This is a genomic window from Aliiroseovarius sp. PrR006 (genome assembly GCF_010500215.1).
Classification (GTDB): domain Bacteria; phylum Pseudomonadota; class Alphaproteobacteria; order Rhodobacterales; family Rhodobacteraceae; genus Aliiroseovarius.
Window position 1 is genome coordinate 1312418 of the sequence record NZ_JAAGOY010000004.1, and the last position, 16442, is coordinate 1328859.

13 protein-coding genes and 1 riboswitch are annotated in these 16442 nt (G+C 60.3%); of the genes, 2 read left to right on the forward strand and 11 right to left on the reverse strand.

The window, feature by feature from the left end:
* Window positions 1–50: 50 nt before the first annotated feature.
* From ppdK to G0Q00_RS06465, 4 genes are all read right to left on the reverse strand, one after another.
* Window positions 51–2609, reverse strand: coding sequence for a pyruvate, phosphate dikinase (gene ppdK / locus G0Q00_RS06450; protein ID WP_163037439.1), 2559 nt, complete (start codon window positions 2607–2609; stop codon window positions 51–53).
* A gap of 97 nt (window positions 2610–2706) precedes the next feature.
* Entirely contained in the window at window positions 2707–4932 is a 2226-nt protein-coding gene (gene glyS, locus G0Q00_RS06455) for a glycine--tRNA ligase subunit beta (RefSeq protein WP_163037441.1), read from the reverse strand.
* 5 nt (window positions 4933–4937) lie between these two features.
* Window positions 4938–5405: a DUF6446 family protein gene (locus G0Q00_RS06460; protein WP_163037443.1), complete on the reverse strand. Its 468-nt coding sequence runs from the start codon at window positions 5403–5405 to the stop codon at window positions 4938–4940.
* Window positions 5402–6346 carry a glycine--tRNA ligase subunit alpha gene (locus G0Q00_RS06465; protein ID WP_163037445.1) on the reverse strand — a complete coding sequence of 315 codons (945 nt, stop codon included), beginning with the start codon at window positions 6344–6346 and terminating at the stop codon, window positions 5402–5404. The genes G0Q00_RS06460 and G0Q00_RS06465 overlap by 4 nt, the downstream gene beginning before the upstream one ends.
* A 214-nt stretch (window positions 6347–6560) precedes the next feature.
* Between G0Q00_RS06465 and G0Q00_RS06470 the strand changes: the two genes are divergently transcribed.
* The gene (locus G0Q00_RS06470) at window positions 6561–8393 is read left to right on the forward strand and encodes a trypsin-like peptidase domain-containing protein (protein WP_163037447.1); all 1833 of its coding nucleotides are present in this window, start codon (window positions 6561–6563) and stop codon (window positions 8391–8393) included.
* Between the two features lie 70 nt (window positions 8394–8463).
* On the opposite strand, the gene G0Q00_RS06475 is transcribed toward G0Q00_RS06470, so the two are convergent.
* The 4 genes from G0Q00_RS06475 to metZ all read right to left on the reverse strand — a co-directional run bounded on the left by G0Q00_RS06475 (window position 8464) and on the right by metZ (window position 12675).
* Complete coding sequence (locus G0Q00_RS06475) at window positions 8464–9912, reverse strand: TrkH family potassium uptake protein (protein WP_163037449.1); 1449 nt, start codon at window positions 9910–9912, stop codon at window positions 8464–8466.
* Between the two features lie 58 nt (window positions 9913–9970).
* Window positions 9971–10198 carry a DUF1127 domain-containing protein gene (locus G0Q00_RS06480; RefSeq protein ID WP_163037451.1) on the reverse strand — a complete coding sequence of 76 codons (228 nt, stop codon included), beginning with the start codon at window positions 10196–10198 and terminating at the stop codon, window positions 9971–9973.
* A gap of 105 nt (window positions 10199–10303) precedes the next feature.
* The gene (gene folE2 / locus G0Q00_RS06485; protein WP_163037453.1) at window positions 10304–11410 is read right to left on the reverse strand and encodes a GTP cyclohydrolase FolE2; all 1107 of its coding nucleotides are present in this window, start codon (window positions 11408–11410) and stop codon (window positions 10304–10306) included.
* 86 nt (window positions 11411–11496) lie between these two features.
* A complete protein-coding gene (gene metZ / locus G0Q00_RS06490; protein ID WP_163037455.1) occupies window positions 11497–12675 on the reverse strand; it encodes an O-succinylhomoserine sulfhydrylase in 1179 nt (392 codons plus the stop codon).
* Window positions 12676–12740: 65 nt separating this feature from the next.
* A riboswitch (SAM riboswitch) is annotated at window positions 12741–12819 on the reverse strand.
* A 122-nt stretch (window positions 12820–12941) separates the two neighbouring features.
* Here metZ and G0Q00_RS06495 point away from each other — a divergent pair.
* Window positions 12942–13643 (forward strand): glutathione S-transferase N-terminal domain-containing protein, encoded by a 702-nt coding sequence (locus G0Q00_RS06495; RefSeq protein WP_163037457.1) that lies wholly within the window; start codon window positions 12942–12944, stop codon window positions 13641–13643.
* A 21-nt stretch (window positions 13644–13664) separates the two neighbouring features.
* Here the strand turns inward: G0Q00_RS06495 and G0Q00_RS06500 are convergent, their stop codons facing one another.
* Genes G0Q00_RS06500 through ftsY form a run of 3 tightly spaced genes read right to left on the reverse strand, consistent with a single transcriptional unit; the run spans window position 13665 to window position 16386 of the window.
* The gene (locus tag G0Q00_RS06500; RefSeq protein ID WP_163037459.1) at window positions 13665–14267 is read right to left on the reverse strand and encodes an inner membrane-spanning protein YciB; all 603 of its coding nucleotides are present in this window, start codon (window positions 14265–14267) and stop codon (window positions 13665–13667) included.
* A gap of 10 nt (window positions 14268–14277) precedes the next feature.
* Window positions 14278–15180 (reverse strand): EamA family transporter, encoded by a 903-nt coding sequence (locus G0Q00_RS06505; RefSeq protein WP_163037461.1) that lies wholly within the window; start codon window positions 15178–15180, stop codon window positions 14278–14280.
* Window positions 15181–15186: 6 nt separating this feature from the next.
* Window positions 15187–16386, reverse strand: a complete 1200-nt coding sequence (gene ftsY / locus G0Q00_RS06510) for a signal recognition particle-docking protein FtsY (protein ID WP_163037463.1) — start codon at window positions 16384–16386, stop codon at window positions 15187–15189.
* Window positions 16387–16442: the final 56 nt, after the last annotated feature.

Sequence of the window (16442 nt, forward strand, 5' to 3'; positions counted from 1 at the left end):
TCGCCGGGTCACATAGGGGTTTGTTGTCGTTACGTCTAGTCCCGCGCGATTTACGTTACATTAGATTTCGGAGATGTGATCGCCAAATGCGCCGCGGCCAGACGCGCCACTGGCACCCGGAAAGGCGAACACGAGACATAGTCAAACCCCGCATCGCGACAGAAGCGGATGCTTTCGGGGTTGCCACCATGTTCACCACAGATCGACAGGGTTAGATCAGCGTTTTCTTCCCGACCACGTTCTGCACCCATCTCCAGCAATTCCCCCACACCATCAGCATCCAGCATGTGGAACGGATCTTCTTCGTACACACCCTGAGACACATATTCGCCCATGAAACGCCCCGCATCGTCTCGTGACAGGCCATAAGTCATCTGGGTCAAGTCATTGGTACCAAAGGACATAAACGCTGCGTGCTGCGCAATTTCGCCAGCGCGCAGCGCAGCCCGCGGCGTTTCCACCATCACGCCCAGGCGATAGGTGAAGTCGGCCCCTTGCTCGATCCGCACGGCGGCCGCGACGGCGTCAACACGGGCCTTCACAATCTCGACCTCGCGCTTGGCGGACACCAGCGGGATCATCACCTCGGGCACCACGGGCGCCCCGGATTTCGAGGCCTCGACGGTCGCTTCAAAAATCGCACGCGCCTGCATGTCATAGATTTCGGGCACCGTGACACCAAGCCGCACCCCACGCATACCCAACATCGGGTTGAATTCACGCAATCCGCCCACGCGGCGTTCCACATCCTTCAAAGGTAGGTCCAACGCCTCGGCCAATTCACGCAAGCCTTCCCGGCCATGGGGCAGGAATTCGTGCAGGGGCGGGTCGAACAGACGGATGCAGACTGGCTGACCCTGCATGATCTCGAACAGCTCGGTAAAGTCGGCACGCTGCATGGGCAGCAGACGATCCAGCGCGGCGCGGCGATCCTCGGTGTGATCGGCAAAGATCATCTCGCGCATGGCCAGAAGGCGGTCATCGTCGATGAACATATGCTCGGTCCGGCACAACCCGATCCCTTCCGCCGCAAACATCCGCGCGTTACGCGCATCCGGCGGTGTGTCGGCATTGGCGCGGACGCCGATGTCGCGCAGCTCGTCCGCCCAGGTCATCAAGGTCTGGAAGCTTTCGCCCAGTTCCGGCGGCAGCATGTCGACGGCACCAACCAGCGCCTCGCCTGCACTGCCATCAATTGTGATCACGTCGCCCTCGCGCAGCACCCGGCCATCCGCCGCGCGCAGCTTACCTTTACGCTTGTCCAATGTCAGATCCTGAGCCCCGACAACGCAGGGCAAACCAAGACCACGCGCAATCACCGCAGCGTGGCTGGTGATGCCACCGCGAATGGTCAGGATGCCCTTGGCCGCATGCATCCCGCGAATGTCTTCGGGGCTGGTTTCGCGGCGCACCAGAATGCAGTTCTCACCTTGCGACGCCAGCGTCTGTGCCGCACGCGCATTGAACACAATCTTGCCAGTCGCTGCACCCGGACTCGCCGCGATACCGCTGGCAAAGTGATCACGAGTTCCTTCTGGGTCGATTTGACTGTGGAGAAGCTCGGCCAAGGCACGGGGCGGAATGCGCAAAACGGCCTCGGAGCGGGTGATGATTTCGTCCTTGGCCAACCCCACGGCGATGCGCACGTTGGCCCGTTCGGACCGCGGCACACGCACGGCATCCAGAATAAACAGCGCTTCATTTTCGATGGTGAACTCGATCTCCATCTCTTCGCGCAGACGGGCGCGGCAGAAATCCCCGTAGCGCACGAGGTCCGCAAAGTTCTGCGGCAGCACCTCCTCGATGGACCGTCCACGCGGGTCTTTGGTCAGGTACATGACATCGCGGTCTTCCGCATCCGCCAGCGCATCGCGCCCCTGACTTTTGCACAGGTAACGACCCCGAATTTCGCGGTGCCCGGTGGTACCATTCACAAACTGAATTACGCCAGACCCGCAAATCCCCTGGCCAACACCCAGCACCATCTGCTGCACGACAAGCCCAAGCCCGGCATCCGCAGGCGCACCTTTGGCCTGACGCAGCAGACGCGCCGTCGTGCCTTCCCAGGCACGCGCCATCGAACGCAGGATTTCCGTCAGTTGGACCTTAGGATCTTGCGGGAAGTATTCGTCGGTCTCTTCCTCATAAAGCTCCAAGGCTTCGCGCAGCGTATCCGCAGTCGGAGTCGTCAGCGCGTCAAACTCATCCGGGTCCAGACGCCCGACATGCACCGCATAGGACTGAATAAACCGCAGATACAACGCGTTGGCGGCTGTTTCACCGTGGGTTTCGATGAGATGCGCATGCACTTTGTCGTTCATACCGATGTTTAGAATGGCCCCCGGCCCGCCCCAGTCCGGGTCTTCGGATGACGGTCGAACAGAAACCAAAGGATCGGACCCAAACAGCGACAGCATCGCGCCCAGATCAGGTAGATCCCCGGCCGACACGCCATGCACTGCATCGAAATCAAGCGCCACCGTGCGCGGCACCGGCATATCCAGCCGGATCAGCCGCTGCAGACACTTCGCCCGCCCGCCGTGCCGAGACGTTTCAATCTCGGCCGTTGGGGTGATTTCCGTGAAACCCAAGTCTTGATCTTTCTGCACCGCAGCACCGCCTTTCACCCGTCACCATAGCGCGGATGTTCTGTCACACAAGGGGGACATGCGTGATCGTATGGCGGAAGGGGCATTGCCCCGACACTTAGCCTTCGATGCGGGACAAATCGGCCACGCCACCGCAGATCATGCGAATGCGCGACAACAGGTTCAGGCGATTGCGCCGGATCACCTGATTGTCCGCGTTAATCTGCACGGCCTCAAAGAACGCATCAATCGGCGCGCGCAGGGCAGCCATCGCGGTCATGGCAGCAGCGAAGTCTTCGCCTTCCATCGCCGGGGTGATCGCAGCTTCGGCAGCGTCAAGCGCAGTGAACAGAGCCTTTTCGCTGTCATCCTCGGCGAATTTCACATCCGCACCATAGGAGTATTCGACACCGTCTTTGTCCTCGGCCTGCGCCAAAATGTTCGACGCGCGTTTCACACCTTGGATCAGGTTCTCGCCGTCTTCGGTCGACAGGAACGTGGCCAAGGCCTCGGCCCGTTTAACCAGAAGCGTCAGGTCGTCATTACCTGGCATCGCAAGGCAGGCGTCGATCACGTCATGGCGAATGCCTTTGTCGCGCAAATAAACCTTCAGGCGGTCGTGGAAGAAGGACAGAAGATCGCTTGAGACATCCGGCAGGCTGTCCTTGACCTCGGCCAAGTGCTTGGAGAGGTCGCCATCAAAGTGATCCAGAACGGTGCGGATGGCTGCGCCGAACACGCCGTGATCCGCGATCTCATTGTCCAGATCACGCAGCAGGGCCGCGCGCGATTCTCCGTCTTCGTTCAGGGCGATCTCGTGACGCAGAAGTTGCGCGTCAAAGAGCTTGTCCAACTCAACCCGCAGGTTGTTGTCCAGCACAAGGCGAATAACACCCAGTGCGGCGCGGCGCAGTGCAAACGGGTCTTTCGAGCCAGTGGGTTTTTCGTCAATGGCCCAGAATCCGGTCAGCGTATCCAGCTTATCGGCCATGGCCACGGCAACCGAAACGGGGGCCGAGGGCACATCATCAGACGGACCAAGCGGCGAGTAGTGTTCAAGTGCTGCATCAGCAACTTCAGCCGAATAACCCGCGGGGGCAGCATAGTATTTGCCCATCAGGCCCTGCAATTCGGGGAACTCATAGACCATTTCCGACGATAGATCGGCCTTGGCCCAACGGGCGGCCTTTTCAGTCAGCTTGGCGTCAGCGTTCACCGACGGGGCCAGCGCGCGCGCCATGGCAGCGATCCGGTCGATCCGGTCGGCCTGCGTGCCCAGTTTGTTGTGGAAGGTCACGTTGCCAAGGCTATCCAGCCACGGCTGACCACCAGCTTCGGCCACGCGAATGTCGTTTTCCCAGAAGAACTTGGCATCTGCCAGACGGGCGAACAGCACTTTCTGGTTGCCTGCCAGAATGGTCGCGCCGTGATCCGCGGTTTCGCGGTTGGCGACGGTGATGAATTTCTCGATCCGGTCCGTTTTCGGGTTCTTCACGGAAAAGAACTTCTGGTGCTCTTTCATCGAGGTTTGCAGCACCTCGGGCGGCAGGTGGATGAAGTCCTCTGCGATGTCGCCCATCAGCACGACGGGCCATTCGACCAGACCGGCGACCTCGGCCAGCAGTCCTTTATCTTCGACGATCTCAAGCCCTTGGGCGAAAGCCGCGCTTTGCGCGTCGGCCCAGATGTGATCGGCACGCTCGGCAGGCGATAGGATGACCTTGGCGGCTTTCAGTTTGGCTTCGTAGTCGGCAAAGCCCGTCACGGCGATACGGCCCGGTGCCATGAAGCGGTGACCTTCGGTGGTATCGCCCGAGGCGATGCCGTCCACGTCCAGCGGCACAACGGTGGCGCCCGCCTCGTCCGACAGAATGCAGAGGATCGAGTGCAGCGGACGCACCCAGCGCAGGCTGCCTGAGCCCCAGCGCATGGACTTCGGCCACGGGAAGTTGCGAATGGCGTTTTCCAGAACCTCGGCGATGATCTCGGCCGCGGGGCGACCTTTCTTTTCGATCGCGGCGTAATAGACGGCACCCTTGGGGGTCTCACGCTCTTCCAACTGATCGCGGGTTACGCCTGCACCGCGCAGGAAGCCCTCGATCGCTTTGTCCGGCGCACCCACCTTGGGGCCCTTACGCTCTTCGCACGTATCCGGCGACTGGGCCAGCAGACCTTCGACAGCCAGCGTCAGGCGGCGCGGTGTCGACAGCGCGGCAGCACCGGCATAGGTCAGGCCAGCCTCGACCAGACCGTCCGTCACCAGCTTTTTCAGATCCTCTGCCGCGCGCGTTTGCATACGGGCCGGGATTTCTTCGGAAAAGAGTTCAATCAGCAGGTCAGGCATATCGCTTACTCGCTATATTTTTCGTTCAGCTGATGCCAGGCAAAGCCCCGGCCGTCAGGATAGATGGCGACGACGCGGTCGACCCCATCTTTGATGTTACGTTCGCCCAGAAAGGCCAGGGCGGTGCCCTGTTCGATGTCCGCGCCGATCTGCACCGCATCAAAGCAGTCGAACCAACCGGGTGCGGTCAGGGGCGTGGCCTCTTCATAGGGCTCGAAAGTCTCGGTCAGCATCGCAAGGCTCATCGTGGTGCTGAAGCAGCCACGATAGCGCAGGGGCGAGCTGTCGGCGTCGATGCCTTGGAAGCTGTCATAAAGCACGATTTCAGGCTGGCCGGTGACCAGATTGGTCATGCGGATCCCATCCTCGGCCGAAACCTCGTCATAAAAGGCATACAGCTGGATCCAGTAGATCAAGCCGCCAGAGATCAGGGCCGTAATCACGATGAAGCTCCCAAGCAGGCGACCACTCACGCCGCATCCCCTTCCGGTGTCCAACCAGCAGCAGCGGTCTGCACGAAGGCATCCGCACACAGCTTGGCCAGCGCACGCACACGCCCGATATAGGCCTGGCGTTCCGTGACCGAAATCACGCCACGCGCGTCCAGAAGGTTGAACAGGTGCGAGGCCTTGATGCACTGGTCGTAGGCCGGGTGCGCCATGATGATACGCTTGCCGGTCTTGGGATCGTCATAGGCCTGATCAAGGATCATCCGGCACTCTTCCTCGGCTTCCTCGAAATGGCGCAAAAGCACGTCTGTGTTGGCCGTGTCGAAGTTCCAGCGCGCGTATTCTTCTTCGGTCTGTTTGAACACGTCGCCATAGGTCAGCGCGATCGGCGCGTCCGGCGCGTTGAACGGCATGTCCATCACGTGATCGACGCCCAGCACATACATGGCCAGACGCTCCAGACCATAAGTCAGTTCGCCCGAGACCGGTTTGCAGTCATGGCCGCCAACCTGCTGGAAATAGGTGAACTGGCTGACTTCCATCCCGTCGCACCAGACCTCCCAGCCCAGCCCCCATGCGCCCAGCGTGGGGCTTTCCCAGTCGTCTTCCACAAAGCGGATGTCGTGCAAATCCATGTCGATGCCAATGGCTTCGAGCGAGCCCAGATACAGATCTTGCAGGTTGGGCGGGCTGGGTTTGATCAGCACCTGATACTGATAGTAGTGCTGCAACCGGTTCGGGTTCTCGCCATAGCGGCCATCAGTCGGACGGCGCGATGGCTGCACGTATGCTGCGGCCCAAGGCTGCGAACCCAGCGAGCGCAACGTGGTGGCCGGGTGGAACGTACCAGCGCCCACCTCCATGTCATAAGGCTGCATGACAGCACAGCCCTTTTCAGCCCAATAGTTCTGAAGCCGCAGGATGATTTCCTGAAAGCATTGCGGTTTGGTCTTGGTCTCGGCCATGGCGCTGCCCTGAACTGGTTTGTACAAAGTCTGCCACTCAATAGGCGTTGGTCTGGGTCGGGTCAACGCGGGAAACGGGCACAAGGGTTGGGTTTTCCTGCCCTAGCGCGGCAGAAATTTCCGAAAGGCGGCGCGGCGATATTGACCTTCGCAGGTGCCGATGTGTTACTTGCGCGGAATTCAGCCTAATTTGCCCTTAGGGCGACGAGGATCCATGACCAATAAATTTGCCTTTGCCTTGGCCACCGGCCTTCTTCCTATCGTGACCTCGGTGTCTGCTACCAGCGCCGTTGCACTGCTGTCGGCGGTACCGGCTGCAGCACAGCAAGCCACAAGCGGCCAGACAGTGCGATGGATCCAAGTGGAAGCCCAGCCGACGCTTGGCGAAGCCGAGGCCCGCGCGCGCGCCTATGCAGGTCGTCTGGACGGCGTAAGCGGATTTCGTGTCGGTGGTAATTGGTATGCCATCGTTCTAGGACCGTACACCGAGCGCGCCGCTGAAGTGCAGCTACTCAACCTGAAGAATGCAGGCCTGATCCCGCAGGACAGCTTCATCGCGCTGCCCAACAAGTTCCGTCAGCAATACTGGCCTGTGGGAGCCAGCACGCTGGGCGCCGCGCCGATCGAAGCCCCTGCCGTCGAAACGCCCCCCGCGCCGCAAACCGAAACCGTCGCCGTGGTTCCTACAGCCCCAAGCGAACCGGTGGTCGTCATTCAAGACGAAACCAAACGCGAAGCACAGGCAAGCGAGCGTGCTCTGGATCGCGATGCGCGCAAGGCGTTGCAGGTCGCGCTGCAGTGGGAAGGCTATTACACCTCGGCCATTGACGGCGCGTTTGGCGCAGGCACCCGCCGCTCGATGGCGGCATGGCAGACGGATAAGGGCTATGATCCGACTGGCGTGCTGACCACTCGCCAACGCGCGGTGCTTCTGGACAGCTACCAGTCTGTTCTGGATGCCCTGGGCATGGCCCCGTTCGAGGATCAGAACGCAGGCATTGCGATGGCGATCCCAGCTAGCATGGTTACATTCGACCGCTACGAAGCCCCCTTCCTGCATTTCAAATCCAAAGAGGGTAGTGATGTCCAGTTGGTGATGATCAGCCAGACCGGAGATCAGAATACGCTGTTTGGCCTCTATGACATCCTGCAAACGCTGGAAATCGTCCCCACTGATGGCCCGCGCGCGCGTGGCAAGAGCGGGTTCACCATTGAAGGTGCCGACGACAAGATTTCCTCCTTCACGCAGGCCAAACTGACGGACGGCACCGTGAAGGGCTTCACGCTGGTCTGGCCCAAGGGCGATGAAAAGCGCCGCGATCTGGCCCTGCGTGACATGAAGGCGAGCTTTGCGTCGCTGGGCGCGCAAGCACTGGCCGATGACGCCGGGCTGGATGACGCCACGCAAAGTCTGGACCTGTTGTCCGGGTTGGAAATCCGCACGCCGGAATACTCGCGCTCGGGCTTCTATGTAGATGGCGCCGGTCGCATCCTGACCACGACCGAGGCCGTGCAGTCCTGCACCCGTATCTCGATCAACAACGAATTTGACGCCAATGTGGTCGCCACGGACGACACGATGGGTCTGGCGCTGCTGGAACCCGCCACCGCGCAGGCGCCGATCTCGTTTGCGTCCTTCCTGACCGCCGAGCCGCGCCTGAAATCGGACGTGGCTGTGGCGGGCTTTTCCTACGAGGGTCGCCTGAGCGCGCCCAGCCTGACCTTTGGCACCCTGTCTGAACTGACCGGCCTGAATGGCGAGGCCGAGCTGTCCCGCCTGACCCTTGCCGCCCTGCCCGGCGATGCCGGCGGCCCGGTCCTGGACGCGGGCGGTTCCGTGATGGGGATGTTGCTGCCCGCCGGTGGCTCCACCGGTCGCACCCTGCCCGCCGACACCAGCTTTGCATTGGACGCGGGCACCGTGGCCGCGTTCCTGGCCGCGAACGGCGTGACAACCAGCGCCACGGACAGCGTCACCTCGGTCGATCCGGTCGAGCTGAACACCAAGGCTGCTGATATGACAGTTCTGGTTAGCTGCTGGAACTGATCCTCAGCGCACAGAAAGCAAGAAGGCCCGGGCAGATCGCCTCGGGCCTTTTTTGTTGGCGCGGAGTGCCTTAGCCCCGCCAGAAGGTCACCGTGAACAGGACGAACACGGCCAGAAGCTCCAACCGACCGACCAGCATGGCGGCGATCAGGATCCATTTGGCGGTGTCATTTAGTCCGGCAAAGTTGCCTGAAGGTCCGATCTGATCCCCCAAACCGGGACCAATATTGGCCAAAGCCGCCGCAGCGCCCGACATGGAGGTGGTGAAGTCCAACCCAGTCAGGCCCAGCGCAACCGCCGTCACGCCCAAGGTGACGACGAAGAACACAAAGAACCCCATAACCGAGGACAGGACCTCTTCGTCCACGCGGCGTCCGCCGAACCGCGGCGTGAAGATCCCATGGGGCGAGTGGATCGACTGGATCTGCGCCTTGATCGACGAGAGCAGTAGTTGATAGCGGAAGATCTTGATCGAACACGCGGTCGAGCCAGCGCAGCCGCCGATCAAACCCACGAAAAAGAACACGACCACCGGGAAGCCGCCCCACAGCATATAATCCTGCGAGGCATAGCCCGTGCCCGTCAGGATCGAGGTCAGGTTGAATAGTGTTTTGCGCAACGATTGCTCACTTAGCTGCCCATCCGCCAACCAGCGCCACAGCACCATGATGGCGACGATGACGACCAGCGTCATGAAGAACCCACGTACCTGCGGGTCATGCAGCAGCGGGCGCGCGGTGCCTTGAAGGATCTGCACGTAGCGCACGAAGGGCAGCGCGGCCAGCAGCATAAACACCACGGCGGCGTATTCTGGACCCGCTCCAAACGCCCCGAATGAGGCGTCATAATTCGCATATCCCCCCGTCGCGATGGTGGTCATCGCATGGGTCACCGCGTCGAAAAAGTTCATGCCCAGCGCAAAATAGGCCACCGCACATAGCGCGGTCAGCGTAAAATAGATGACCGAGATACGCGACGAGATCTCAGTCGCGCGGGGCAGGATCTTGCCGAAGGTATCGAACCCCTCGGACCGGAAGATCTGCATGCCGCCGACGCGCAATTCGGGCAGGAACACCATCGCCACAACAATGATGCCGATGCCGCCAAACCACTGCAAAAGCCCGCGCCAGAACAAAAGCCCCTTTGGCAGATCATCGAGCCCCGACAACACGGTTGAGCCGGTGGTGGTCAGACCGGACATAGCCTCGAAAAACGCATCCACGGGGCGGGCGTCAAGCTCGCCCAAGGCAAAAGGCAATGCGCCGAAGATCGGCAGCGCCACCCAAACCCCGGTGGTCAGAAGGAAGGTTTGTTGGATCGTCAGGCCTTTGCCCACGCCATTTGCGGTGGACAGGGCCATTGATCCGCCGATCAGCATCGTCACGACGGCGCTTTGCAAAAACACCTGCCAATCAGGGTTGTTGTCCGCCAAGTCGATCACGACCGGGATCAGCATCGTTGCGCCCAGAACGGCGACAAGAAGCCCGATAACATAGATGACAGGTCGCAGATCCAACATGAGCGCAGGGTTGGCCCCCTACGCCCATAGTGTCAAGCACCGTCAGTGACGTCTTTGCTTAGACGTACATCAAATCCTTAAAAACGTGGCGCACAATCTCGTCGCGTTTCAGGCCGCGTTCCGCCAGTTGTTCGTCCGTCATCGCATTCAGAGCTTCAATCCGCTTCATGCGCGACGAGTTTTCAGCAGCGACGACCAAGCCACGGCCGATTGCCGCAAAAAAAGCGCGGATAGGTGCGAACAGCGAAAATGCTGGTGTGTGGAGATTTGTTGTTTGCGTAGCCATTGGAAACCTCTTGTCAAAGCCGTTGGTTTCCTCCCTGACACCAAGTTAGGTCAGCAATAGTGACGCAACCACTGCCAAATCTGCAATCCTGCTATGCGCTAACAGTTAGCCGACGTGGAACAGGGTCGAGAACAGCTTGGGATCCAGGCTTTCAGCCTCAAACGTGTCGCCTTCGATCAGGATCGACACGGCATCGTGGCTGTGCAGGCTTTCCTGGTGGCTGGCAACGATGCGGAAATCTCCGATCCGGTCGTCTTGCTGCAATTGCTCGCAGAACAGGCGCGCGGCGTCTTCAACGAAGATCGGGTTCGCGGCGTTCAGTTCTGCAAAGGCCTGTTCGTCTTCGCGTTTCACCATCACCTGCGTTTCGGTCGGCACCGCCACGCGGCACAGATCAATCAGATCCTCGAACCACAACGTGCCCGAGGGCTGGTGGATCTTCTCAACCGAAATCCGCGCGACCGAACGCTGCGAATGCGGCGTCGCCAGCTGCCCGCGCATCTGGCGGGCGTGCTCGGACAGTTCCAGCGAACACGGGCAGGTCGAGCTGTAGACATAGTCCAGATGCAGGAACTTGCGCCGCTTGCCGCGATGTTCCACCAGCTCCAGCGCGATGTCGTAGTACTGATAGCCGGACAGGCCCGAGCGCAGGCTTTCCACCCGCGCCGGATAGGAAAAGCGCATCTCAATCCGCGCGTCCAAGCTTTCCAGATCGGTTTTGTAGTCGTCCAGCGCCGCTTCGATCACGTCAAAGCTGAAGGTCTTCTCGGCATGACCATAGAAGCTGCGCATGATGCGCGACATGTTGATGCCCTTCTTGCCAGCCTCAAGGCTGACCGACCCGGTGACCGAGGTTTCCAACGTCACGTCCGAGCCATCGCGGGTGTGATAGCGGATCGGCAGGCGGAAATTGGAAATCCCCACGTGCTGAATATGCCGCTTCGCCCCTTGGATCAGGCTGGCGGGACCGTTTTGCAGATCGGGCATCGACGCCTTGTAATCTGCGTCCGGCGCGAAATCGCTGGGATAGGTACGGCTCAGCTCGGGGTAATTCGGCAACTCGGCCGACGGCAGAAGCCGCGCAATGGCCGGATCAAGCGCAGCGACTTCGACCGGGTCCGCTGAGGCCGCCCAGTTACGCAGAACTTCGAGGGCATCCTGTGCCTGCGCGGTATCCACCGCATCACCGCCCTTGCGCTTCATCTGGTTCATATCGAACCCCCAATCCTGCTATCGCACGCCTTTATCATATTCATTTGGCACATAAACGCCAAACGTGAAGGACGAAATGCGACAGATCAGGCTGCGTCCAAGCCGTTCAGCAGATCCGCGATCAGATCATCGACATCTTCCAATCCGATCGACAAGCGCACCAAACCATCCGAGATGCCCAGCATGTCTTTCTGTTCCTGAGGAAGACGCTGGTGCGTGGTCGTCGCCGGGTGGGTCGCGATGGATTTAGCATCGGCGAAGTTGTTCGAAATCGTAAAGATCTGAAGCGCGTTCAGGAAACGGAAGCACGCCTCTTTGCCACCGTCCACCTCGATTGCTAACACGGTGCCGCCCGAAGGTGCCTGTTGGATCGCAATGTCATACTGCGGGTGCGACGGGTGAGTCGGAAAGCTGATCCGCGACAGCTTCGGATGGCCCTGCAGCGCATCCGCGACTTTCAGCGCAGCATCTGCCTGCGCCCGCACACGCAAATCCAGCGTTTCCAGAGCTTTCAGATGCGTCCATGCGGCGAACGGATTGATCGCCCCGCCCGTGTGCTTGACATAGGTCTCGATCGGACCACGGATCAGCTCGCGCGAGCCGCAGATCGCGCCGCCCAGCATCCGGCCTTGACCATCAACGTGCTTGGTCGTCGAGTAGACCACAAGGTCGGCGCCCAGCTCGGTCGCGTAGGAAAAGATCGGTGTCGGCATCGCGTTGTCCACCACGACCAAAGCACCGTTCGCATGGGCCAGCTTCACCACATGGGCCAAGTCGATCACTTCCAGCGTCGGATTCGAGATCGCTTCGAGGAACACAAGTTTGGTATCCGGACGGATCGCGTCTTCCCACGCTTGGTTATCTGTGCCGTCGACCAGAGTGATTTCCACGCCAAACCGGCCCAGAATATCCTCGAGCACGTAAAGGCAGGACCCAAACAAAGCGCGCGAGGACACAACGTGGTCGCCCGCCTGCGTCAGGGCCATCAACGCGCCGTTCACTGCAGCCATGCCCGAGGCACAGGCGAAGGCGTCTTCCGTGCCCTCCATCGCCGCAATGCGGTCTTCGAACATGCGGTTGGTGGGATTGCCGTACCGCGCATAGATGAACTCGTCCTGGCCACTTTCGATAAAGCGCTGCTCGGCGGCTTCCGCGGTCGGATAGACGAATGCCTGCGTCATGAACATGGCCTCGGACAGCTCGTTATACTGGCTGCGGCGCACGCCACCATGCACGGCTTCAGTCCGTTTACCCCATTTTGTCATCGCGCGTTCCTTTCGCACAAAAAAACCCCCACCGCAGCGAGCGTCGGGGGATTGCAACACGGGATGCCCCGCCTACCCTGACCTCTTTAGCGGAATATTTTACGAGGCCCGCAATCCGGTGGACAAATCGCCTCGAACATCGCCATATCGCCTGTAAACTAAGGCGTCAAGAGCAACGAAAGACTGGCTCGCCATATCGTGAAAGCTGCATACTTGTCATTTCGTGACGGACACCCAAGTTCAATGGGACGCAAAAAGGAAACACGATGCCCAATCCCATTGAACTTTACTATTGGCCTACACCGAACGGCTGGAAAATCTCGATCGCTCTGGAAGAGATGGGCCTGCCTTACGAGGTGAAGCTGATCAATATCGGTGCAGGTGATCAATTCGCGCCCGAGTTTCTTGAGATCGCGCCGAATAACAGGATGCCCGCAATTATTGACCCAGACGGGCCGGATGGCGCACCCATTTCCGTGTTTGAAAGCGGGGCAATCCTGCAATACCTCGCCCGCAAGACCGGGAAGTTCTATGGCGAAACCGAGCGGGATCGGATTGCCGTCGACGAGTGGCTGATGTGGCAAATGGGCGGACTGGGTCCGATGGCCGGGCAGGCACATCACTTCCTGAAATACGCCCCGGCGATGGATCCGCCGCAGGATCTGCCCTATGCCAAGGATCGCTACCGGGCCGAGGTTGCCCGACTTTATGGCGTCATGGATCGGCGTCTGGCCGAGAACCGCTATCTGGCGGGCGACTTCTTCTCTATCGCGGATATGGCCTGCTGGGGCTGGGCGTCGCTTTGGGAAGGTCAGCAGCAGGATCTGGACGACAAACCGCACTTGGCGCGGTGGCTCGAAGAGGTCGGCGCACGCCCCGCCGTTCAGCGCGGGCGCGCAGTGGCCGCGGAACTGCGCAGCAATCTGCAAACAGACCGCAAAGCGCAGGATCTTCTGTTCAGACGATAATTCCCTGCCGTCGGGGCGGACTTAGGACGCTTCTTCGTCCGTCCCGAACCGCTTGAATAAACCCGCCTGAGACATGAAGAACCCGAATGTCGCCGCAGGCAGCCCGAAGGTTTTAAAGTTCACCCAGGCATCGGTGGACATCATGCGCCAGATCGCCTCGTTCGCGACGGCTAGAAGCAGGAAGAAGATGGCAAGCCGCTTGGTCAAAAGCATCCAGCCCTGACGCTCCAGCGGCAGCGCCTTGTCCATCACCGCCTCAAGATAGCTTTCACCGCGCATCAGGCCAAAGCCCAGAAGCCCCGCGAATAGCAGATAGATCATCGTAGGCTTCATCTTGAAGAAGCGTTCGTCGTTGAACCAGATCGACAACCCGCCGAACCCGATCACCAAGACCAGCGTCACAATCTGCATTTTCGACAGGTGCCCAGTCAGCTTCCACATGGCAAGCGTGGCCGCGACCAGCACCGGGATGAACATTGCGGTGACAGCGACAAAGCCGGAATACTCGGTCCCCGCGACCATGAAGCTCTGGTCTTTCAGGAACGTATAGGCGGCGAAAAACAGGATGATCGGTCCATATTCCAGCGCGCCACGCAGGGCGGGATTTACCTGTTTCTCGGTCATGGGAACTCCTTCATCCGCCCATTTCGACTAGCACGGCACCTGCCGCGATCAAAGCCATCATCACCAGCCGTCGCGGTCCGACCTTCTCGCCCAGCACGATCCAGCCGATCAGGGCCGCAAACACGGTCGAGGTTTCACGCAGCACCGCCGCCTCACCCACGCCGCCCAGCCGTGTGGCCAACATGATCGAGCCGAAGCTGAAATACGCCACGAACGCGCCCAAAACACCGCGCCCCATCAAGGGAGCAAGCGCAGGACGCTCGGCCATGTTTTTCCATCTAAGGGCTGCAATCACCGGCATGAAGAACCCGTCGATAAAAAAGAACCACGCAAGAAAGGTAAACGGGTCCGCCGTCGCGCGAATGCCATAGGCGTCATAGGTGGTATAGGCGGCCACGAAACCGCCGGTCAGAACCGCCATGGCAAGTGCCGGTTTCAATTGTGCGCGCCCCAGCGGCCAATGGCGCAGGTTGTACGCGGCCAAGGCAAAGATCCCGGCCACAAGGGTCAGAACGCCCACCCATTGGGCCCCGGTGAAGGTCTCGCCGAACAGGAAGCCAGCGCCGATGACCGTGAACAAAGGCCCGGTCCCGCGCACCACGGGATAAACCACCGTGTACGACCCCAGCACATAGGTATAGCTCTGCGCGAGCTTGTAGCCCACGTGGATCAAGAACACGATGGCGAAGATCGGCCACATATGCGGCTCGGGCCACGGGACCACGAACAGTGCAAAGGGGGCCGCGATTACACCATAGCTGAAATCAATCGCACCGCGCGATAACCACGGATCATGGCGCCCTTTCTGAAGCGCGCCGAACAGCGCATGCAGGAACGCGGCAAACAACGCCAGCGCCAGTGCAAGGTCATGCCCGGCGGGCGTTCCTTCAAGCGAGGTGAGCCAGTCGCTCATCCCGGATCAATCCGTGATGCCGATCAAGGCACGGGCAAATTCTTCGGGGTCGAACGGGGCCAGATCGTCGATCTGCTCGCCCACGCCAATCGCGTGAATGGGCAGGGCGAACTTATCGGCCAGCGCGACCAGTACGCCGCCTTTCGCGGTGCCGTCCAGCTTGGTCATGACAAGGCCCGACACATCGGCCAGATCTTGGAATGTGCCGACCTGAGACAGCGCGTTCTGCCCGGTAGTCGCATCCAGCACCAACAGCGTGTTGTGCGGCGCGGTCTCGTCTTTTTTCTTGATGACCCGAACAATCTTGGCCAGCTCTTCCATCAGGTCGGAACGGTTCTGCAGACGCCCCGCCGTGTCGATCATCAGAAGGTCTGCGCCATCGGCCTCGGCTTGCGTCATGGCGTCAAAAGCCAGCGATGCGGGATCGGATCCTTCGGGCGCGGTCAGGACCGGCACACCAGCGCGATCTCCCCAGACCTGAAGCTGCTCGACCGCTGCTGCGCGGAACGTATCCCCTGCGGCGATCACAACCTTCTTGCCTGCGGCGGTGAACTGGCTGGCCAGCTTACCGATGGTTGTGGTCTTGCCCGCACCGTTGACGCCAACGATCAGCACGACCTGCGGGCGCTTGGGGTAAATCGGCAGCGGAACGGCCACGGGTTCCATAATCCGTGTGACTTCATTGGCCAGCACGGCCTTGATTTCATTCACCGAGAGCTTTTTACCGTAGTGGCTTTCCGAGATGTTGGCCGTCACGCGCATCGCGGTATCGACGCCCATATCAGACGTAATCATCAGGTCTTCAAGGCTTTCCAGCATGTCATCATCAACCGTGCGGCGCACAACTTTCTGCGCTTCGCGACGACCAAACATGCGGCCAAGAAGACCGGGTTTGGCGGCTTCTTCGGGTACGGATTCAACAAGGGCTTCAACGGGTTGCGCAATGGGTTCCGGTTCCGGTTCCGGTTCCGGTGAAGCGTCGGCAGGAGTTTCGGCAACGGCAACAGGCTCGGGCTCGGGCTCGGGCTCGGGCGTTGCTTCCTCGACTGGCGCTTGTACGTCAACGGGTGCAGGTTCCGGTGCCTCAGCCTCAGTGGCCTCGACCAGCTCTTCCTCGCCGCCATCCTCGACGATCGCCTCAAGCCCTTCTTCAAGCTTCGACGACGATTTGAACAACCGGTCCTTCAGTTTCGAGAAGAATGCCATCTAAGCGCCCTCATAGTCCCTTTCCTTTCCAAGTAAGCCACAATCGGGTCGGATGG